This window comes from Methylocystis sp. (assembly GCF_051061225.1).
GTDB lineage: Bacteria > Pseudomonadota > Alphaproteobacteria > Rhizobiales > Beijerinckiaceae > Methylocystis.
Genome location: NZ_JBPFEB010000093.1, coordinates 92,120 through 112,673, shown reverse-complemented (window position 1 = coordinate 112,673; position 20,554 = coordinate 92,120). Strand labels below are relative to the sequence as shown.

20 protein-coding genes and 1 tRNA gene are annotated in these 20,554 nt (G+C 63.4%); 7 read left to right on the top strand and 14 right to left on the bottom strand.

The annotated features are described in order from the left end of the window. Positions 1–2 precede the first annotated feature (2 nt). Positions 3–446, bottom strand: coding sequence for a prepilin peptidase (locus ACR652_RS16235; RefSeq protein WP_434507518.1), 444 nt, complete (start codon positions 444–446; stop codon positions 3–5). Positions 447–984: 538 nt separating this feature from the next. Between ACR652_RS16235 and gspD the strand changes: the two genes are divergently transcribed. Beyond that, on the top strand, positions 985–3,333 hold the full coding sequence (gene gspD, locus ACR652_RS16230; RefSeq protein ID WP_434507517.1) for a type II secretion system secretin GspD: 2,349 nt from the start codon (positions 985–987) through the stop codon (positions 3,331–3,333). Positions 3,334–3,408: 75 nt separating this feature from the next. Here gspD and ACR652_RS16225 read toward each other — a convergent pair whose 3' ends face one another. The 3 genes from ACR652_RS16225 to ACR652_RS16215 form a co-directional block, all read right to left on the bottom strand. Next, a complete protein-coding gene (locus ACR652_RS16225) occupies positions 3,409–4,368 on the bottom strand; it encodes a general secretion pathway protein GspK (RefSeq protein ID WP_434507516.1) in 960 nt (319 codons plus the stop codon). Continuing rightward, positions 4,365–4,847 carry a type II secretion system major pseudopilin GspG gene (gspG, locus tag ACR652_RS16220; RefSeq protein ID WP_434507515.1) on the bottom strand — a complete coding sequence of 161 codons (483 nt, stop codon included), beginning with the start codon at positions 4,845–4,847 and terminating at the stop codon, positions 4,365–4,367. Before gspG ends, ACR652_RS16225 begins: the two co-directional genes overlap by 4 nt. A 72-nt stretch (positions 4,848–4,919) precedes the next feature. Then, a complete protein-coding gene (locus ACR652_RS16215) occupies positions 4,920–5,297 on the bottom strand; it encodes a hypothetical protein (RefSeq protein ID WP_434507514.1) in 378 nt (125 codons plus the stop codon). Positions 5,298–5,510: 213 nt separating this feature from the next. On the opposite strand from ACR652_RS16215, the gene ACR652_RS16210 reads away from it, so the two are divergent. Further along, a complete protein-coding gene (locus tag ACR652_RS16210; RefSeq protein WP_434507513.1) occupies positions 5,511–6,323 on the top strand; it encodes a hypothetical protein in 813 nt (270 codons plus the stop codon). Here the strand turns inward: ACR652_RS16210 and ACR652_RS16205 are convergent. The 6 genes from ACR652_RS16205 to ACR652_RS16180 form a co-directional block, all read right to left on the bottom strand. Next, a complete protein-coding gene (locus ACR652_RS16205) occupies positions 6,301–7,359 on the bottom strand; it encodes an SAM-dependent methyltransferase (RefSeq protein ID WP_434507512.1) in 1,059 nt (352 codons plus the stop codon). The genes ACR652_RS16210 and ACR652_RS16205 overlap by 23 nt on opposite strands. An 85-nt stretch (positions 7,360–7,444) precedes the next feature. Beyond that, a complete protein-coding gene (locus ACR652_RS16200; RefSeq protein WP_434507511.1) occupies positions 7,445–9,595 on the bottom strand; it encodes a carbohydrate porin in 2,151 nt (716 codons plus the stop codon). Between the two features lie 261 nt (positions 9,596–9,856). Next, entirely contained in the window at positions 9,857–10,306 is a 450-nt protein-coding gene (locus tag ACR652_RS16195; protein WP_434507510.1) for a c-type cytochrome, read from the bottom strand. Between the two features lie 259 nt (positions 10,307–10,565). Then, positions 10,566–11,003 (bottom strand): VOC family protein, encoded by a 438-nt coding sequence (locus ACR652_RS16190; RefSeq protein ID WP_434507509.1) that lies wholly within the window; start codon positions 11,001–11,003, stop codon positions 10,566–10,568. 181 nt (positions 11,004–11,184) lie between these two features. After that, positions 11,185–12,300 (bottom strand): CDP-diacylglycerol diphosphatase, encoded by a 1,116-nt coding sequence (locus ACR652_RS16185; RefSeq protein ID WP_434507508.1) that lies wholly within the window; start codon positions 12,298–12,300, stop codon positions 11,185–11,187. A gap of 239 nt (positions 12,301–12,539) precedes the next feature. Next, complete coding sequence (locus tag ACR652_RS16180) at positions 12,540–12,740, bottom strand: hypothetical protein (protein WP_434507507.1); 201 nt, start codon at positions 12,738–12,740, stop codon at positions 12,540–12,542. Positions 12,741–12,787: 47 nt separating this feature from the next. Here ACR652_RS16180 and ACR652_RS16175 point away from each other — a divergent pair, with 47 nt between their 5' ends. Continuing rightward, the gene (locus tag ACR652_RS16175; RefSeq protein WP_434507506.1) at positions 12,788–13,084 is read left to right on the top strand and encodes a tyrosine-type recombinase/integrase; all 297 of its coding nucleotides are present in this window, start codon (positions 12,788–12,790) and stop codon (positions 13,082–13,084) included. 137 nt (positions 13,085–13,221) lie between these two features. Beyond that, positions 13,222–13,989 (top strand): carbonic anhydrase, encoded by a 768-nt coding sequence (locus ACR652_RS16170; RefSeq protein ID WP_434507505.1) that lies wholly within the window; start codon positions 13,222–13,224, stop codon positions 13,987–13,989. Positions 13,990–14,569: 580 nt separating this feature from the next. Here ACR652_RS16170 and ACR652_RS16165 read toward each other — a convergent pair. Next, positions 14,570–14,645: transfer RNA gene (locus ACR652_RS16165), tRNA-Glu, on the bottom strand. Between the two features lie 109 nt (positions 14,646–14,754). On the opposite strand from ACR652_RS16165, the gene ACR652_RS16160 reads away from it, so the two are divergent. Then, the gene (locus ACR652_RS16160; RefSeq protein WP_434507504.1) at positions 14,755–16,041 is read left to right on the top strand and encodes a glutamate-5-semialdehyde dehydrogenase; all 1,287 of its coding nucleotides are present in this window, start codon (positions 14,755–14,757) and stop codon (positions 16,039–16,041) included. A 58-nt stretch (positions 16,042–16,099) separates the two neighbouring features. After that, positions 16,100–16,663 carry a nicotinate-nucleotide adenylyltransferase gene (locus ACR652_RS16155; RefSeq protein WP_434507555.1) on the top strand — a complete coding sequence of 188 codons (564 nt, stop codon included), beginning with the start codon at positions 16,100–16,102 and terminating at the stop codon, positions 16,661–16,663. On the opposite strand, the gene ACR652_RS16150 is transcribed toward ACR652_RS16155, so the two are convergent. From ACR652_RS16150 to rimO, 3 genes are all read right to left on the bottom strand, one after another. Next, a complete protein-coding gene (locus ACR652_RS16150) occupies positions 16,664–16,957 on the bottom strand; it encodes a hypothetical protein (protein ID WP_434507503.1) in 294 nt (97 codons plus the stop codon). 104 nt (positions 16,958–17,061) lie between these two features. Then, a complete protein-coding gene (locus tag ACR652_RS16145) occupies positions 17,062–17,376 on the bottom strand; it encodes a hypothetical protein (RefSeq protein WP_434507502.1) in 315 nt (104 codons plus the stop codon). A gap of 151 nt (positions 17,377–17,527) precedes the next feature. Continuing rightward, entirely contained in the window at positions 17,528–18,874 is a 1,347-nt protein-coding gene (rimO, locus tag ACR652_RS16140; protein WP_434507501.1) for a 30S ribosomal protein S12 methylthiotransferase RimO, read from the bottom strand. A gap of 476 nt (positions 18,875–19,350) precedes the next feature. Here rimO and ACR652_RS16135 point away from each other — a divergent pair, with 476 nt between their 5' ends. Further along, positions 19,351–20,334, top strand: coding sequence for a beta-ketoacyl-ACP synthase III (locus ACR652_RS16135; protein ID WP_434507500.1), 984 nt, complete (start codon positions 19,351–19,353; stop codon positions 20,332–20,334). Positions 20,335–20,554: the final 220 nt, after the last annotated feature.

The following is a 20,554-nucleotide window of genomic DNA, read 5'->3' as shown; positions in this document are numbered from 1 at the left end:
GATCATCCAAACTCGATCGGCCCTGCCGTCCAGCACAGCCAGAGGCCGAAAGCCAGATGCGGGCCGAAGGGCAGGGGGGCGCGCGCGCTTTCGAGCGAGCCCTGCCGCAGGGCGATCACGGCCGCCACGAGCGCGGAAAAGACTGCATAAATCAGGCAGCTCGGCAGGCCCGCGAAGCCGACCCAGATGCCGGCAACCGCGAACAGCCGGGCGTCTCCCTCTCCGACGCCCGGCGCGCCCCGCAGCGCTTCGTAGCCGTAGGCCACGCTCCGCAGCGCCGCGAAACCCAGGACCGCGGCCGCGAGTCGCGCGCCGGAGTCCTCGGGCGTCAGGGCGACGCAGGTCCCGAAGCCGGCCGCCAGCAGAAAAAGCAGCGGTCCGTCAGGGATCACGAAGTAGCGCGCGTCGAACAGCGACATCGCGAACAGGCCCACAAGCAGTCCCATGCTCGACGCCAGCATGAGTGGGGAACCTGCGCTTTCCACAGAGATTTTGCAGAGCAGAAGCAAGGCGAGCCATGCCGCCGCCGTCAGGGGACGGCCGTCGCCGCGCCCGCGCATAATGTCGCAGGCGAGGGGGCCGAGGGCGCGGCGCCGGCGCGCGCAGGCCGGAGGGAGCGACAAGGGCCAAAGGCCAGGAACAGGCTTCTGGCTCAAGGACAAGCCTTTCACTCGGGTTTCATGGTCAGGCGCGAAAGTTGGAACGGTTGGCCGCCCGCCGTCAACGGCGAGACGGCCGGCGTCAACAAGCCTCGCTCAAGTGAATGGCTTCAGCATGGCTGTTGCAAATGAAGACAGTCAAGCTAGAGTGGCGAATCAACGCGAGTTGTCATGCGTGGCAAAGCTTTTGTAGACATGTTAAGTCGTTCCCCACAGCCAGTACAGACCTTCGATCAACCCACGGGTTTTTGTCTTGCGTCTTGCCTTTCGAGCTTCTGCCCTGGCGTTGGCCGTCGTCGCTCTTGCCTCGTGCAATGCGTCGTCCGTGTCGGGCGGACCGCCCATCGCGGAGTGGAATGTCGCGCCCGTTCCCCATGATCCGCGGAGCGGGTCTGGCGGATCGTCGGGCGGCGTCCTGCCGCCCAGAACGGCGGGGAAAGCCGTTGTCGCCACGGGCACCGGCAAGTTTGTCGGGCCCGGCAGGCCGCGCCCCGCTCCCGAGCCGGTTGGCGACGACGGGGTGACGCTGAACCTCGTCAATCTTCCGATCCCGCAGGCCGCAAAGATCGTGATCGGCGACATCATGGGCGCCGATTACGTGGTCGACCCCAAGCTCGACGGCAAGGTGACGGTTCACACGGCCAGTCCGGTGCGCAAGAGCACGGCTTTGGAGCTGTTTCAATCCGCCTTGCGCGTTTCCGGCGCGTCGGTGGTGAAATCCGGCAATATTTACAAGGTCGTTCCCAGCGATCAGGCGGCGGTGTCCGGCGAGGTGATCACGGGCGACGCCCTGCCGCCCGAGGCGACGCCGCTCGGAGACACGGCCCGCGTCGTGCAGCTCCGCTATGTTTCGGCTTCGGAAATGAAGCGCGTGCTCGAGCCCATCGCCGAGCGCGGGTCCATCGTGCGCGCCGACGACGCGCGCAACACGCTGACGCTCAGCGGTTCGGCGCAGGACCTCACCACGCTGATGGACGCGATCAACATGTTCGACATCGACACGATGAAGGGCATGTCTTTCGCGATGGTTCCGGTGCGCAGCAGCGACGCCGACCTTCTCGCCGAAGACCTCAAGAATGTCTTCGGCTCGGACAAGGAGGGTCCGATGGGCGGCATGATCCGCTTCATCGGGAACAAGCGCCTGTCTTCGATTCTCGTGATTTCGTCGCAGCCGCAATATATCGCCCGCGCCCGCGCCTGGATCGAGAAGCTGGACGCGCGCGCCGAGCACAGCGAGAAGCAGTTCTTCACCTATCGCGTCCAGAACCGGCCGGCCAAGGAGCTGATGACGGTTCTCACCTCCATCTTCGGCTCCAAGGGGGGAGGGGACTCCAGCGTCGCCCCCCGCTTCGGCCAGTCGTCCATGTCCTCGGGCGGCGGCGGGATGTTCGGCGGCGGCAGCGGCGGGTCTTCAAGTCCGCTGGGAGCCTTGTCGGCGTCTGGGCCGACCGGCGGCGGCGCGAATGGCGCGGCGGCGAGCTCCGGCGCGCCGAGCGGCGGCGGAGTTGGCGGCGGCGGCGGACTTGGCGGCGGGGGCGGCGGCGGCGGCTTTGGCGGCGGCTTTGGCGGCTCCACGGGATCGCCGAGCAGCGTCTCCGGACTGAGCGTCCCCGGCGGCGGGCAAAACGGCCTGGCTCCGGGCCCGACGCCGGCGGTCAGCCTCGACAACGACCGTTACAAGATCGGCGTCGACGACGCCAAAAACGCTCTGATCGTCATGGCCACGCCGGAGGACTATCGGCGCATCCGGCAGGTCATCGAGACTCTCGATGTGTTGCCGAACCAGATCTATCTGGAAGCGACGATCGCGGAAGTGCGCCTCAACGACACGCTGCGCTTTGGCGTGCGCTGGTTCATGCAGACGCATCCCAATCTGTTCGGCTTCACCAACACCCCGGGCGGCACGCCGGCGCTGAACGACACGCTCGGCAACAATCTGCTCGGCGCGAGCGTCGCCGCGGCTTTCCCCGGCTTCGCCTACGCCTACCGCACCTTCAACCAGCAGGTGACGCTCACGGCGCTGAACGGCATTTCGGAGGTCAACATCATCTCGACGCCGTCGCTGACGGTTCTAGACAATCGGGAGGCCGTCCTCCAGGTGGGCGACCAGATTCCGGTGCAGACCCTCACCAGCGTCTCGGCGATCGGCAACACGTTCAACTCGGTGAACTACACCAATACGGGCGTCATTCTGAAGCTCACGCCGCATATCAGCGAGAGCGGCCGGGTGATGCTGGAGATCGAACAGGAAGTCTCCAACGTCGACCCCACCAACGATCCGAACAGCACGACGCCGAGAATCCAGCAGCGCCGGGTCAGGACGCAGGTGGTGGTCAACGACAGCGAGTCGCTGATGCTCGGCGGTCTGGTGAAAAACCAGACCGGCAATGCGGCCCAGCAGGTCCCCGTCGCCGGCGACGTTCCAATCGTCGGCAGCCTCTTCAAGGACAAGACCAACGCCATCGACAAGCAGGAGCTGATCATCATGATCACGCCGCATGTCGTGCGCTCGCTGAGCGAGGGCCGCGAGATCACCGAGGAATACAAGCGCAAGCTGCTCGACATTTCGTCGCGCGCCTATGGCCGCCCGCACGACATCGAGCAATCGACGCGGCGGACCCTGCTCGATCCATGGTCGAAGTCTCCGTGGCGGGCGGACAAGGAAACGCGCTAGGCCTTTATGCACATGGCCGGGGAGCCGGGAGGCGCTCCCGTCGATGGCGGGCCGCTTTCTCGACGCGGGATGGATTCAGCAGTCGGGCACGCCGGCGCCATTGCTGGCGATGATCGCGCGGAGGCGTTCGACATATTTCGACTGACCCCGCCGCATCTCCCGGAAGGCGAATTGCTTGCCGCTCGGCGGCCGCAGGTCGAGGATGGCGTCCCTGGCCGCAGTCTGGCCGCTCGCCAGCAGCACCTCTGCGTGAATCAGAAAGGCGGAGCGATCGCCCGCCTGATTGAAGCTCGCCGGAAAGCGCGGGTCCGTGCGGTTCAACTGGTTGGGGTAAGGCGCGGCGGTGAGCGCCCGCACGTCCTCGACGGGCAAGCCGGAGAGCGCCGCGAACAGGCCGGGCGGAGCGGCGCGCGGATCGACGCCCGACGTCCTGGAATAGACGGTCACGAAGGGCAGGAGGGCGCGAAACAGATCCGGGTCGATCCCGCTCACCTGATCGAGCTCAAGGGGCGTTTCGAACAGGGCCTGCTTCGGTTCGAGAGGCTTGTCGCCGGTCGGTTTGATCTGCCCGAAGCCGCCAATCGCGGGAGTCCGCCAGGCGATGATGGCCTCGGCGACTTGACGGGCCCTGCTTTCATTGAGGCCGAGGCCGACCATGGCCGCGCTCATCAGTTCGGGGGTGGCGGCGTTGATGTCGATCTTGCCGCTTTCCTCCTCGACGGCGAGCGCGACGGCGGCGCGATCGAGCACGCAGAACTTCGGCGCGCCATTCGAGACGGCGTCGACTCCCGGACCCGCCATGGCGTCACGCTGGGTCAAAAGTGGAAGGGTTGCGAGATGGATCGCGCTTTCGGCGAGATAGGCCGCTTCGGTGGCGCGCGCGATGTTCTGGGCGAATTGCAGGCGCAGGCGACCGTTGGTCATGAAGGCGACGACCAGCATCGCGATCAGCCCCGTGCCCCAAATGACCGCCAGCAGGGCAAAGCCCGCGCGCTTTCGTTCAACGCGCGGGCGCAATCCGGGTCTGTGGATCACTTCTCTTTCGCGGCGCGGGACAGCGCGCCGGCGGAGCCCTCGCGACCCTCCGGCCCCATCGAGCCGACGTCATAAGGCCCGCTCTGTCCCGGCGCGCGGTAGAGATAGGCGTGACCCCACGGGTCTTTCGGAACGCCCGCGGATTTCAGATAGGGGCCGCTCCAGGAGGAGACGCCCGCGGGGCGCTGCACGAGCGCCGACAGGCCCTCTTCCGTCGAGGGGTAACGTCCCGCGTCGAGATAGAAAAGATCGAGCGCGCTGGCGAGATTTTCCATCTGGATCTGCGCGGTCTTCACTTTCGATTCCGACAGGTAGTTGAGCACGCGCGGGCCGACGAGGCCGACAATGGAGCCGATGATCGCCAGCACGACCAGCATTTCGACAAGCGTGAAGCCAGCGCGCCGCCCCTTCCTGCGCGCTTGCCGGGTCCGGCGGACCGCCGAAGCCGTCGCGTTTTGCTCCAAATTCCTGTGCAGCATGTTCTCTTCCTCGTTCTGCCCCGATATTAGACGCATCCGGCGCCAGGCAAATGACGGCCCGGTCCGCGTCGCTCAAAGCTCGACGTAGACGTCGCAGCCATAGATCGAGGTCGGATTGCCTTCGGCGTCCTCGATCTTGTTCCAGCATTTGCCGACGCCCGCGATCATCCGATAAATGAAAACGCCTTCTGCTTCGACCGCCCGTTTCTCCGGCGCCCGCTGGCGGCCGAGATAATTGAAATAGGCCACAGCAATATCGTCTCCGCACCTGTAAAGGGTGCCGCGGTCGAGCAAAAAGACATTGCTGCGGTCCTTCGCGTGGCTGATGCAATAGGAATAATGCTTCAGGGCGTCCGGCTTGACGCTGATCTGCGCCAAAGCGCCCGTTCCCGCGCAAGAAAGGGCGCCGGCCAGCAGAAATCCCATTGAACAGGCTGTCGTTCGCGCCATGCGACCTCCGGCGATCCGGCTGAGCATATGCCTCCTGTGTATGGCTGTTTGTCGTCTTGCGCAATCCGGGCGCGGCCCGCCCGGTCTCCTTGACATCCGATTACCTCCCCCTCCGCCTAACGCCAAGTTAAAGGCGGACGCTCCGGCGCGCCCCGACTAGCCAGAACACGCATTTTGCAGTTTGTATGAAGGCTCCAGAAGCAGGACTCCCGCATGTTCGATTTCCCTCTTGACCATTTTGTCTATGGCATTCCGGCCATCATGCTGGCTGTGGCTGGCGCGATGACCTGCCAGTTTCTGGTCAAGCGGCTTCTTGGGGCGGAGACGATCAAGCAGTGCCACGAGGTCGGCGGCTATTACCTCTCGATCGTCGGCGCCCTCTACGCCGTCCTCCTGGGCCTCGTCGTTTTCGACGCGCTGGGGAAATTCCAGGATGCGGAAAAGACGGTCGAACTGGAGGGGAAGTCGGCGCTCGCCGTCAGCGCGATCGCGAAGCAGTTCCCGAAAAGCGACGCGAGAATTCAGACTCTCGTCAAGCGGTATCTCGATCAGGTGATCGACGTCGAATGGCAGATGATGGCCAGGAATGGCGCGAGCATGGAGGCGCGCCAGGCGCTGGTTGATCTCGTGAGAGAGATTCTCGTCATCGAGCCCCAGACGGAGAACCAGAAAGCCCTGTTTCCCACATTATCGGCCGAGACGATGACGCTCTGGGAGAAGCGCCGCGATCGCGTGAAGCTCTCGAACTACGGCCTCCCGACCCCGGAATGGGTCGTTCTGCTGGGCGGCGCGGCTATCACCATCGTGTTTACGTTCTTTTTCACCATCGACAGCGGACCGATTCATCTTTTCATGACAGGGCTCGTCACCCTCATCATCTCAATGAGTCTCTACCTCGCGCTGCTGTTCGGCGCGCCATTCTCGGGCGACCTGCGCGTCTCCAAGGACGGACTGATCGCGACGCGAAAATCATGCGGCCAGTTGAGCCAGCGAGTGAACGTCGCTAAGACGCCGCGCCCTTCCTGACGACGGCCACGGCCACATAATGCTGCGTGTCGCGCGGTGAAAGCGAAACCCTCTCCGCGAAGCGGTCGAGAAGCTCGTCGCACAGCGACGCCGCGTCCTTGCGAGGATCGATCGCAGCCTTGATGACGGGCGCGAAAACGGCCTTCATGAAGTTCTTCCAGCCGAGGCCAAATTGCTTCGCGTCGCCGGTCTTCTGATAGTCGATCCAGAAAGGGTCCAGACTGGAAACGATCTCGGCGTGTTCGAGCGTCAGTCCCGCAAAGGCGCCGCCGCCTTCCCTGAACGGGCGCTCGATATCGTCGAGATCGCGCGGGCCGAGAGGCAGATTGAGTTTCAGCGTCTCGTCGCTTGACAATTTCCCTTGCCGGCGCATCTCCAGCACGCAGGACCAGGCCGCCTCGACAATCCATTCCCACCCGCTGCCGGTATGCGCTTTGGAGCTGAACAGGCAAAACAGTCTGCCGTTACGCTTCAGCTCGCGCGCCCTCAGCCCGAGAAAGTTTCGCCAATCCTCATCGAGCTGGCGCGCGACGGCGGCGCGCACGGCAGGAGAGGGGCTCATATATCCGTAGAGGAAGTCCGGGTCCTCGGCAGGGTTGCGGCTCATCCATTGCAGAGTCCAGGAATTCCAGCCGAGATCGACGCTCTCGTCCGGCAGGATCTGTTCAAAGTAAGAGCGGCCGATGGCGCTGGGAAAGACATCCGGCGCCAGTCGCAAATAGCTGTTCTCATTCTCCAGCACCGCCCGGAACAGCGATGTGAAATCATTGCCGGGCAAATCCGTGTGAACAACTTCCATGGAGGCCGGCGCATCCACTCTGCCGCGCAGGGTTTCGATCGCGATCGAAACGGGCGCCATGGAATTATGGCCCTGGGACGATCCGTAATCCACCAGCCTCACATCTGGACCGGGCGTCGGCGTGGAGTCGACCACCTTGCGCCACAAGGGAAGGACTTTCTGAATGGCGGCCGCCTGCAAGGACGAGTGGCGATTGTAGAAGCCATCGCCTTCCATCCCTGTCAGAGATGCTTTCATCACGTCGCCTGCCCCCTCGCGCTTTCGTGGCCATTATTATAAAGAAATCCAGAGATTATGAAAGCAGCCCAGACGCCCGAATATCCTAGAATTTGGCGCGGGTGCGCAAGGCAAAGAGATTGACGGGACCCCGGTCCTGATTATAGGCGGGATTCACAATCAACTGATAATCGGCGGTCGCCTCCAGCCAATCCGCCACGTTCCAGCGATAAAAGGCTTCCAGATTTTTCTCACTTCCATAAGTGAGGGCGCCGTCGCCAATGTCGATGCTCATTCCCCCAAGCGCGAAGTAAATTTGTCGGTCCTTCGTGAGTCCGCCAATCGCCGCCGCAAGGCCGATCTCGTCGTTCGGCCGGCTCCACAGCTCGCCCGAGAAGACGAAACCGCCAGCGATGGTGCGGTCGACGTCGGCGTAGGAGATGGTTTCATAGCGGCCATCCATCAGACCCGCGCGCAGGAAGAAGCCGACGCCGGGGAGAATTTGCTGAGCGAGACTCAAGCTCAGCCCGGCTTTCGAGCGTTTGCGACGCACATCGCTCACGTCCGGCGGAAAGGAGCCGGTTGCGAAAGCAAGCGCGTTGATCTCCTGAATCTTCGCAATATAGCCCATGTTATTGTAACCGAGGATTTTCAGCACGCCCGGCTGTCCGAGAAGGTCGTAGCGCGCCTCGGCTTCGCCGACGACCATGCATTGACGGCAGAATGCGCCTTCGAGATTGAAGCCGCCGGCGGAGCTGGGGAGTTGAAAGACGCCGGTCCGCAGCGACCACCAGTCTTGCTTCCACTCCGCCGTCGCCCCGTAGCTGTAGCCCCAGGCGTCCGAGGCGTAGTCGAAGGTTCCCATGGAGTTGAGGGCGTAATTCAGGAAGTCGCGCGTCGGATCATGCGCGTAGAGATTGGCGTCGAAAATGTCGCCTACCGAATATTTGCCGACCGTGAGGATCAGCCGGTTGACGTCGACGGTGCGCGACAGCTGGCTTTCAGAGGACTCGAGCTGCTCGCTGACGACGCCCCGCTCCGCCGCGTTCGACTCCTGATCTCCGCCGAGTCCAATATTCTGACGAAGGAAATAGCGCTGGAAGCGCAGATAGGGCGCGCCGGAATCGCCTCTGGTGTAAGCGGCGTTCGGATAGCTTCCCGCGCCAACGCCATCGGCGACGCCGTAACCATAGTTCAGTTCCGGATTGACGTAGAGACCCGCGCCCTTCCACAGACGCGTTCCCAGAAACACGTCGGTGGTGACGCCGCCACGCACTTCACCCGCCGCCTGCAGGCTGTTCTGCCCGCTGTATTTGGCCCGGAACGCGGGATAGCCCTGCACGACGTTGGTCTCCAGCCCGTGAACGCTGTAGAGTTCTTCATCGGGATTTGGGACGGCGTTGGGCTGGCTCCAGTCCGTGTAGGCGTTCTCGGCGCCAAGAGAATAATTGAGCCCGAAGCGCAAGATGTGGTTTTCGTTGCGCGTGCGGGAAACGAACAGATTATTGGAAGCGTCCAGGAAGAACTGGCTGTTCAAGGTCTGATTGAGAAACAGATATTCAAAGCGCGCTGAAACGCCGCCGCCAAGCGCGCGCTCGATCCCCACGCCGAAGACATATTTCGACCGCGACGAGTCCGAGTCGCGCGCAAAATAAGGATCGCCAAGCCCGCCGGGCAGCAACACAAGCATCGCCGGACCGCGCGTGCCGCCGGTCGCCAGGCCAGCCGTCACATAAAGCAGACTGCTGTCATGGGCGACGCCGAAGCGGGCGCGCAGACTGCCGAAAAATCTGGCGCTGTCGCTGCAGGAGAGCGAATAGGCGGAGACCATGAGCGGCAGGTAGGAGGAAGGCGCCAGGAACAGTCCGCTGCTTCCGCCCCTGCCGTCGAGGAAATTCAGATCGGTCTCGATGCCGTAAACGAAACGGCCCGCCTGCCAGTTGTATCCCACCTGCACGCCAGTGGTGATTCCATTTCTTTCCACGCTCGGCGGCGCGAGATCACGCAGCGGCGCGTTCCATCCCGTCGCGGCTTGCAGATGTTCGCGGCGATGAAGAGGGACGCCGGCCCCCAGACTGACGCCGAAATATGCGCCGGCCCAAGTGAAGCTCGGGGGAGCCGTTGGTCCCACCACGGCGTCATTCAGCCGCGCGATGGCGTCGTGAACCGTCTCCTCGGCAGAGGCCGGCGCGCCGCCCGCTGTGATCAAGAGCAGGGCCGTCAGGCCGAAATCCAGGCGTTTGGAAAGCCAGCTCATGCTCCGGGGCGTCTACTGTCAAAACACGCGCGCAGGTTAAGGCCGGGCGCGTGGATTTGCTAATGCGAGAACCCCTGTCGGCGCGGAAAGACGACAATTGTTTCTGACGGTTGCCAGAAAGCAACATCAGTCGTTCAGGGGCAGGGCAAGCTTTTATCGTCGCCTATTGCCCGAGCAGCCTGAAACGATTTGGCGGGGATGCAGCGCAAGTCCATGATTTCAAGAGAGTTGGATTCCACCCTCCCTGCGACTGTCGCAGATTCATTTCTCCTGCAATGTTCGGAGATAACGGACAAGACTCAGCTTGTCGCTCGAAACGTCTCGCTCCGAGGTCGGCCCGTCTTCCCAGGGAAAAGAGTCGCCAGAAATGAACCCTCTCCCTTTTAACGGCGCAAACCTCCGGCCCCAGACAGGCATGTCACGCGAACCATGTGCTGCAACCTCTTGCCTGCCGTCGATCTTCTCGGCAACGGCATCCTGGGGAAAGGCGCCGCCATTTTTCTTGGCGAGCTGGGTCAGATCCGCTGGGGCTACAGTAAGCTGCGAGGCGACTGGGCCCTTCCCTTTTGCGTCTTCTCCGTGGCAGGAGGCGCAGAAGGTTTTATAGAGCTTTACACCTTGTTGAGCGTCTTTCGCGCAAACCGGCCCTTGCACGACCAAAAGAAAGCTGAAGGCGGCTGCGAGAAGCCTTGAATCGATAGTGTTGTTCATGTGATCCCGCCAATGGCTTGGATGTTTTCACGACGTGCTTTTATTCGCAATGAGGCAATCGTAGCAGCGAACAGGCCGTTCGAATTTGTTTCGTCGAAGGACGGCCTGTGACGTGACTCGTGGCGTCGGCGCCCATCAAATGAAGGTCTGTTCCAGCGGCCATCATTGCCAAGATACAGACATGCTTCCTCTCCTATGCCGGCTATAATCAGGTTAGCACGCCACGGGCCGCGCCCTCAACATTCTCTCCTTCTTGCTCTCAGTTGAGTTCTTGAGCAAGTCCGATGAGAAGCCCTTCAGGCCCACGTATGTAGCAGAGCCGATACGCGTCTTTATACTGGACGACTTCGCCGACGAGCTGCGCGCCCCGCTTCCGGAGCCTTTCAAGCGTCTCGTCGATGTCGTCCACCGCGAACATGATGCGGAGGTAGCCCAGCGCGTTGACCGGGGCGTTCCGGTGATCCGCGATGACTGGCGGGGTCAGGAAGCGGGAAAGCTCGAGCCTGGCGTGGCCGTCCGGTGTGCGCATCATGGCAATTTCGACGCGCTGATCGGCAAGTCCAGTGACACGCCCGGCCCATTCTCCTTCAATCGTGGTCCGCCCTTCGAGCTCAAGGCCGAGTTCGCGAAAGAAGTCGATGGCCCCGCCGAGGTCTTCGACGACGATTCCGACATTGTCCATCCGCTTGAGCGCCATGCTTCCAACCTCTGGGGTCGCATTTGCCGAGTGTAACACCGGACGCCGGAGGCGCACCAAGCAAAAAGCCCGGCATTGCTGCCGGGCTTCTCGCGTGACGTCGGGCTCTTAGCCGAAGCAAGAGCGCCACGTGTCTGTAAGGGCCTCGCTCCACCACACCGACCAGGAGAACCCCACAAACTTATTTCGGTTCCCCGGCGTTGTTGCACCCGCTTTGAAGCAGCGTCTCAGCGCCCGTTCCCTTCTCGCCGACGGGCTTTCCCATTTGGTTATAAAGCAGCCAATAGTTGCTCTTTGTATCTTCGATGACAGCTATCGAGACATTCGCCTTATCCACCGTGCTGGCTGGCTCTGTGCTACTCAGAAAGGTTCTGGCCCAGACGTCGTCGGTTTTTGTGAATTTTCTCGCCCACCAGGCGTGACCATTTTTGACTGGGATGTTGATGAAAGCCTCGCCGGGGTTTTTGGCGGTGATTGCTTCAATCACCTCCTTATCAACTGTGCAAATATGGAGATGGAGCTGGTCGCGTGTGCGAAAATTTGCCGAATTCATGGCAATTCCGTAACCGCCTCCGCTCGGAGCTTTGTAGGGGTTGCTTTTCAGCATCGAATCGAGGGCGTCAATCGCTTGAGACCAATAATCAGGCAACAGGACATTCCCGCCATAAAACTGGTTTGCTTCTACGCCCGAGATGTAATCAACCGGCACGAGAAGGACTTGCTTTTTATCCTTGTCCCAATAAAGGATCAGGCGGTTTTTATAATCCTTTGCTCCGGCCTCAAACGCGAACTTCGGCACATAACAGATTGACGTCGGCAACTGCCATTTATTGACGTTGTCTTTGGTTGCGTGGTTGAAACAGTTTTGGGCAGCATTCCAAACTTCTTGTCTGGCCCCATCGTAGGGCGTGGATGCTGTCGGGAACGGAAGACGATATTGCCATTGGTACGGCGCGGCGACGGAGTCGCCCGCGATGAGGGCTGCGAAGCTCGCACTCACGACGGCCATTGCGGATACCCAACAAATACGACGAAAGAGCTCGGCAAAAATGCTCCCGTCGAGTAATTTCTCAAAAGTCGCCACAGCGCCCTCCCTTTTCTCCAAGACGGAAATAGACAACATGGGCAACGTTTTGGCTAGGCTTGCTCGCAAGGATCGGAGATAGCGGCGCGCGGCGCCTCTCCAAAGCGGTTTGCGCGGGGCCGATGAGCCTGCAGGTGGCGCAGGGCCAGAGTTGGGCGGATTGGCGATCGTGCTCCAATGTATGGCAAAGCGCTCGCGGTTCAGCAAAGCCAAGCGCACCCCCTGCGCTCACGCCACAGCTTTCTCCTCCCTAATTGTGAATCGACTTAGTCGTGGCCGGATGCTGGGGCGTTGCCGTTTCGTCCCCGTCGAGACACAGCTGCGAAACATGCATCGGATATCCTGGCTGAGCGCGATGGCTGCGCACCGGCGGTCCCGCGCGGGATGGCTCGTCTGCGTTGACAGGATGCGGGCGGGCCGTCTCCAGCGGCGCGGACCAAGCCGCGCAGCGGTTAGCTCGGGCCGGCGACAGGGAAGAGGAGTCCGCCGATAAAGGCTATCACTGGCCATGCGCCGACGATTGCTTCGCCGACCTGGTCGGCAGTCGCCATATCGCCGACGCCGACGATCATGGCTCCTTTGCTGATTTCGGAAATGGCAAAAATCGCCTCTCGGCGGACGAGCGCAACAAACGATTGGATCGTGAAACGCATAACTTCACTCCGCCCCCTCTGCATCGAAAGACGGAAATTGTCCGGTAATGTGGCGATGCCGCCCGCGCTTTCAGTTCGCCCGACATTGCGAGTCGCCAAGACGCCCACCGCATGACATTCGCGGATACGACGCTACGGACCCTCCGGGGGATCCAGCAGACGACCAGCCCCATGGCCTTCGTAAGGCCGCTGGAAGGCGACTCGCGGAAGCGGGATGCTCAGCAAAAGAAATCATGGCCATTCTTGGCCACAAGACCATGAGCGAGGCGCAGCGTCGACTTTGGCGTTCGCCAACTTCCGGCAACGAACGCAGGGGATACCATGCTCCAGGAAACTCATATTGATGATAGGAAGCGCAGGCGTTTGCGCGGCCCGGGCTCGCCACCGCCGGAGGATTGCCCGAGGGAATCACGCCGCATCGGCGGAGGCGGCCGAGCCAACGAAAGCCAAACACCCCACGATCGCTTAGGGAGATTTGTTAATGTGTCAGCTATGTGGAAACCCTTACATCTCGCACATGAAGAGTTTGGCTCGCCGGGACTTCATGTTCGGCGCGGCGGTGGCCGGATCGCTGACAGCGGCCGGGCAGGCAAATGCCAAAGCTCGAAAGGCGCGCAAAGCGGAATCAAAGTCGGAAGCGCCGCCGCCGAGGCCAGAAAACGTAATAACTCCGGACGCCGCTCTCGCGCGTTTGATGGAGGGCAACAAACGCTACCAGAATGGTATTGCTCGGCGGCATGATTTCGTCGCTGAACGCGAGGCGCTCATAGGCGGGCAGAATCCTTACGCCGGAATCCTAAGCTGCGCCGACTCTCGCATTGCGCCCGAATATGCCTTCGACAGTTCTCGCGGCGATCTATTCGTTTGTCGCGTCGCCGGCAACTTCGTCAGTCCAGAGAATATCGCGAGTTTCGAATTTGCTGTGGAAGTGCTGAAAACACCACTCGTGCTAGTGCTCGGCCACGATAGCTGCGGCGCGGTGAAGTCTGCGATTTCTTCGATTGCAGACAAAACAACGCTTCCTGGCCATCTGCCCTATCTCGTGACAGCGTTAGCGCCTGCTGTGAAAGCTGTTGCGAACCATTCGGGCGACGAGCTTGAGAACGCCACGAAAGAGAATGTCCGTCTGGGCGTGCAAGCACTCAAGACGGCGACGCCGCTGCTGAGCGCAGCCGTCAATGAGAACCGCGTCAAGGTCGTGGGGGGAATCTATCGCCTTGCGAATGGCGAGGTCGAAATCTTCGTCTGATATCGACCATCGAGAACTGGCGTCACGGAAGCCATGCCGTGCGCCGGGCTCCGCGAGCAAATCAGCCTCTCACAAACGTCCCTGTTTAGGGCTCCTTTCGTCCCCGCAAAGTTGCATCCGGAGACGGCGGCGGGTGTGGCGCAGGCGGCCGGGACGAATAACGCTCTCGGGCGGGGAGGCGTGAGCGACAATTTGTCGTTTGCATCCGATACGGCGAGAACCACAGGCCTGACCGCAACGGGAAGGGCGCCCTAGAGTCAGCCAGCTCGGGGGCCTCAGAGGTCTTGGCCAAACGTGAAGCCCGCTTTGGCCGTTGGCGAGGCACAGTAACGCTCCCGGCTGGCTCCGATTAAACCCGATTGATTCCCCATTCAGGGGAGGGCGGAACGAGCCCTGTATTCGGCGGCATCGAAGCCGGCAGCGGACGGAGGGCGGTTGGCTCGGCGGGCGGATTTAGCGAAGGTGCTGAGGGGCTTGACGCGGCCTCGAGGTCCGCTGGCGTTCGGCAACGCTTATCGGGCAAATGTTGGGCACGGCAGCCAGTTTTGCGCGCGTATCTCTTGCAATTGCTTGATTTCTTTGGCGCTCCCTAGGGGACTCGAACCCCTGTTTTCGCCGTGAGAGGGCGACGTCCTAGACCGCTAGACGAAGGGAGCGTTGCCGGTTCTATAGACTGACCCGGGCCGGTCCGCAAGGGCGACGCGGCGACTTTCGCGACTGTCGCCGGCGTGATAGCGGAGAGGCCTACTTCGCCGGATCAGGACAATGACGCAGCCGCTTGCCACCGAAAGCACGAGCCTCGAAGACGTTCTCGCCGGTCTGGGCCGCGCCGCGCGCAAGGCGGCGCGGGCGGTCGCCCTTGCCCCGGCCGAGGTCAAGAACATGGCCCTGCGCGTCGCCGCCGCCGAAATTCGCCGGCAGAGCGGCGTAATTCTCGCCGCGAACGCCCTCGACGTCGCGGACGCCAGGGGCCGCGGAACCGCCGGCTCCTTCATCGACCGTCTCACGCTCGACCCCGCCCGTGTCGAGGCGATCGCGAGGGGGATCGAAGAGATCGCCGATCTGACCGATCCGGTGGGGCGCGTGCTGGCGCGATTCGAACGCCCCAACGGGCTCGTCATCGAGCGCGTGGCGACGCCGCTCGGCGTCATCGGCGTCATTTACGAAAGCCGGCCCAATGTCACGGCGGACGCCGGCGCGCTCTGCCTCAAGGCCGGCAACGCCGCCATCCTGCGGGGCGGCTCGGAGAGCCTGCGCTCCTCCCGCGCCATCCATGCCTGCCTGGTCGAAGGCCTGAAGGCGGCCGGACTGCCCGAGGCGGCGATCTCGCTCATCGACACCACGGACCGCGCGGCCGTCGGCGCCATGCTGGCGGGGCTCGATGGCAATATCGACGTCATCGTGCCGCGCGGCGGCAAGAGCCTCGTGGCGCGCGTGCAGCATGAAGCGCGCGTGCCGGTCTTCGCCCATCTCGAAGGGATCGTGCATGTCTTCGTGCACAAGGACGCCGACCTGGAAATGGCCAGACGCGTGCTGCTCAACGCCAAGATGCGCCGCACCGGCATCTGCGGCGCGGCCGAGACGCTGCTGGTCGACAAGGCCTGCGCCGCCACCCATCTCGCGCCGCTCGTCGCCACTCTGATTGAAGCGGGCTGCGAGGTGCGCGGCGACTCCGCGATCCAGGCCGCCGACGCGCGGGTGAAGCCCGCGACCGAAGAGGACTGGCGCGCCGAATATCTCGACGCCATCATCGCCGCGCGCGTGGTCGACGGCGTCGAGGCCGCGATCGACCATATCGAAACCTACGGGTCGCATCACACGGACTGCATCCTGACCCATGACGAGGCCGTGGCGCGGCGCTTCATGAACGAGGTCGATTCCGCCATCGTGCTGCACAACGCCTCGACGCAATTCGCTGATGGCGGCGAGTTCGGTTTCGGCGCGGAGATCGGCATTGCCACCGGGCGCATGCATGCGCGCGGGCCGGTGGGGGTCGAACAACTCACGTCGTTCAAGTATCGCGTGCATGGCGACGGGCAGGTGAGAGGGTAGGGCGTTCGGAGGGCTGCGCGTGAGGTACAGGCTCAGCCTCCCACCCCATGCGCCGGGCATGCGCATCGGGCTCTTCGGCGGCTCCTTCAATCCGCCGCACGAGGGCCATCTGCTCGCCTCCCGCCTTGCGCTGACACGGCTTGGGCTCGATCGGGTCTGGTGGCTCGTCACGCCCGGCAATCCGCTGAAGGATACGCGCCGGCTGCCGCCGCTCGCGGCGCGCATGGACGCGGCGCGTCGACTCGCGCGCGATCCTCGCATCGTGGTCACGGGCCTTGAGGCGGGCATCGGCGCCCGCTACACCGCCGACACGCTGAAATATCTGCGCGCGCGTTGCCTCGGCGTCCGGTTTGTCTGGATCATGGGCGGCGACAATCTGCTTCAGTTCCACCGCTGGCGCGACTGGGAGGAGATCATGCGCGCCATGCCCATCGCCATCGTCGACCGGCCCGGCGCCGCCTTGCGCGCCGCGAGCGCCAAAGCCGTCCAGCGATTTGCGTGGGCCAGGCTCGACGAGCGGGAGGCGCGTCTCTTGTGCGACGCCGCGCCGCCGGCGTTCGCCTATCTGCACGGGCCGCGCAGCGCCGCGTCCTCGACGGCGCTGCGCGCGGGCGCTTGCTGATTATTTCTTCTCGAACAGCGGCAGGATCCAGCGCTTGTAGGCCCAGAAGCTTGCCGGAATGCCGATGAAGATCGCAACCCACATCAGGCCCGAGTTGTCGATGCTGTTCTCATAGAAGCTGCCGCCCTCGTGAACCGACTGCGTGTAAGGATTGCGCACGAAGAGAGTCAGCAGGAAGGAGCCGACGACAATCGCGCCGACGATATAGATGAAGCTCTTGGGGATCAGCATGACCGGCTGCCCCGGCTTCTGGTTCTGCGGGGGCTGCTGGCGGTTTTTCTGCTCATCGGACATGATTGGCTCCCTCGGGCGTTTTTCTCGGTCCCTAATATGGGACATGCCGCAAGCTTCCGCCATAGACAGCTGGTCCCCCGCGAGGTCTCGTGGAGGGATCGGCTCTAGCGACGCTGGCCTTTCGCCCTGCGCTCCAGCATGGGCGCGAGCCAGTGCTTGTAGGCCAGGAAGCTCGCGGGGAGTCCGATGAAGATCACCACCCAGAGCGCCATATTGGCCTCGAAGCCGCGCTCGTAATAGAGGCTGCCCTCGCTCACCGCCTGCGTATAGGGGTTGCGCACGAAGAAGGTCACGAGCAGGGAAGCGACGACGACCGCCACCGTGCCATAGACCATGTTTCTCGGCACAGGGAAGACGAACTGCGGTTCTTCTCCCGGGCGGCGCTGCGGCGCGCGGTGATTGGTCTGATTTTCCGCCATGGCGTTTCTCCTCTTTCGATTGTGACGTTAGAGGGGGCCGAGCCGGCGCGGAAGCGCCACAATCCGCCAAAGGGACATGCATGTTCGCCAGCGCCGCTTCGGGAAGCGTCGGGCAAAGACGAGACATCACGCCTTCTTTTTCCTGTTGGGCTCAGCCCGCCGCGCCATACACATCATAAGCGTCCGCGCGTTCGACCTTGATCGAGACAATGTCGCCCGCCCGCAGCGGCCGGCGGCTCTCCACGAAAGCAGAACCGTCGATTTCCGGCGCGTCCGCCTTGGTCCGGCCCTTGGCGAGCGCGCCCGAGGGGCCGCCGCCCGGTTCGTCGATGATGACCTGAAGCCTCTTGCCGATCTTGCGCTTCATCAGCCGGGCGCTGACGGCCTGCTGCTTCTCCATGAAGCGCTTCCAGCGGCTTTCCTTCACTTCGTCGGGCACGGGGGCGAGGCCCAGATCATTGGCCGGCGCGCCGGCGACCGGCTCATATTTGAAGGCGCCGGCGCGGTCGATCTCGGCCTCCTCCAGCCAGTCGAGCAGCATCTGGAAGTCCTCTTCCGTCTCGCCCGGGAAACCGACGATGAAGGTCGAGCGCAGCGTCAGCTCGGGGCAGGCGGCGCGCCACGCCTTGATCCGGCTGAGCGTCTTTTCCTCATTGGCGGGGCGCTTCATGGCCTTCAGCACATTGGGCGCGGCGTGCTGGAAGGGGATGTCGAGATAGGGGAGCGCCTTGTCTTCCGCCATGAGGGCGATGACCTCGTCGACATGGGGATAGGGGTAGACGTAATGGAGCCGCACCCAGGCGCCGAGTTCGCCAAGCTCCTTCGCCAGATCCAGGAAGCGGGCGCGCACCGCGCGTTCGCCGAACAGGCTCTCCGCGTAGCGGATGTCGCGGCCATAGGCGCTGGTGTCCTGAGAGATGACGAGCAGCTCCTTCACCCCCGCGCGCACGAGCTTCTCGGCCTCGCGCAGCACGTCGCCGGCCGGGCGCGAAACGAGGCCGCCGCGCAGATGCGGGATGATGCAGAAGGAACAGCTGTTGTCGCAGCCCTCGGAAATCTTGAGATAGGCGTAATGACGCGGCGTGAGCTTCACGCCCTGCTCGGGCACGAGGTCGACGAAAGGATCATGCGCGGGCGCCGCGGCGCGGTGGACCGCCTCGACGACGCTCTCATATTGTTGGGGTCCGGTGATCGCCAGAACGTCGGGGAACTTGTCGATGATCTGCTGCGGCTCCGCGCCCATGCAGCCGGTGACGATCACCTTGCCGTTTTCCGCGAGCGCCGCGCCGATGGCCGCGAGCGACTCGGCCTTGGCGCTGTCCAGAAAGCCGCAGGTGTTGACGACCACGACATCGGCGCCGGCGTGGTGGCGCGCCAGCTCATAGCCCTCGGCGCGCAATCTGGTGACGATGCGCTCGCTGTCCACGAGGGCCTTGGGGCAGCCCAGCGAAACGAAGGAAACGCGCGGGGCGGCGGTACGCTTCAGGTCTTCCTGCATCGCGCCCGATTGCCACGGCGCGACGCGGAAGGCAATCGAAACAGGCGAATAATCAGGCGGCCATCATGCCGACGAGCGCATAAAGAGCGACAGCGGCAAAGACAAAGGCTTGGATCATCAGACGCGAACTCCTGCTGGCCGCGCGCGGGGAGGACGCGGCGGGATCATGTTCTAGATCGGGAACTTGGCTGCTTGACGGCGCGGGCGCCGCTCCCCTGTTAATAAATGACCGCGGCTTAAGGAATGGTTGCGCCGCCGCTGATCCGGTTGCGGAAAAAGCGGGCGCCCCGAAGAGGGCCGCCTGTGTGGCCTAAGAAAGAATTAGGTAAAACAGACGGTTACGAAGAGGGGCAAAAACCGTTTGCGCTTCCCGGGCACGGCTTTATGAATAGCCCCGCCGGAGCCCGCCGGTCGACTTCCGGCGCCGGCGCTCGTTAACGCCGCACGGCCGGCGGCCTTTCAGAAAGACCCTCGCTTTGCCGAATTCCATCGTTCTTGGAACGGGTTCCTATGCGCCCGAGCGCACCCTGACCAACGCCGACCTTGAGAGAATGGTCGCCACCAACAGCGACTGGATCGTCAGCCGGACCGGCATCATGGAGCGCCACGTCGCCGCCGATCACGAGGCCACCTCCGACCTCGCCGCCGCCGCCGCCCGCAAGGCGCTGGAGTCCGCTGGCGTCAGCGCGGCGGACGTCGACATGATCATTGTCGGCACGGTGACCGGCGACACGCCGACGCCCTCCTGCGCGGCTTATGTGCAGAATCTCATCGGCGCGCGGAACGCCTTCTGCTTCGACGTCGCCGCCGCCTGCGCCGGGTCGATCTACGGCCTGACCATCGCCGACCAGTTCATCCGCTCGGGCATGGCGCGGCGCGCGCTGGTCATTGGCGCCGAGACCTTGAGCCGCTTCGTCGACTGGACCAACCGCGAGACCTGCGTGCTGTTCGGCGACGCGGCCGGCGCCATGCTGCTGGGCGCGACCGAGGAAGAGGGCCATGGCCTGCTCGCCGCGACGCTGCGCACCGACGGGTCCATGACCGGCATTCTGGGCATTTTCGGCGGCGGCAGCCGGCGCCCGGTCTCGCCGGACATGCTTGAGGACAACGGCAACAAGATCAAGATGCGCGGCCGCGAGGTCTACAAGGTGGCGACGAGGCTTCTGCCGGAGGTGGTGGCGGAGACGCTGGCCAAGGCGGGGCTCTCGCCCGATGACGTGGACCACGTGATCTGCCATCAGGCCAATCAGCGCATCATCGAGTCCGCGCTCGACACGCTCGGCGTGCCTCGCGAGAAGTGCTGGATCAACATCGATCGTTACGGCAACACCTCCAGCGCCTCCATGCCGATTTCGCTGGACGAGGCGAGCCGCGCGGGGAGGCTCAAGCGGGGCGATGTCATCGCCATGATGGCGATTGGCGCGGGCATGACCTGGGGCGGCGCGGTTCTACGCTGGTGACGCCCCGCGCGAAAAGGGCGAGCCGCCTGAGCCGCCCGCCCCTGGGGGAACCATACGACGATCACGCCGCCGCAACGCGATCCCTCTGGAGGGAGAAGTAGGGCCGCCGCGCGCCGAGGCGAGTCCGCGCCGGCGACATTCACGGGCGAGGTTGGGCGGGCCTGTCCCTGAAACTTGCCTTTTCCCCGGTTAGGCGCTTCAACGGCCCGTGAGCCGCCGT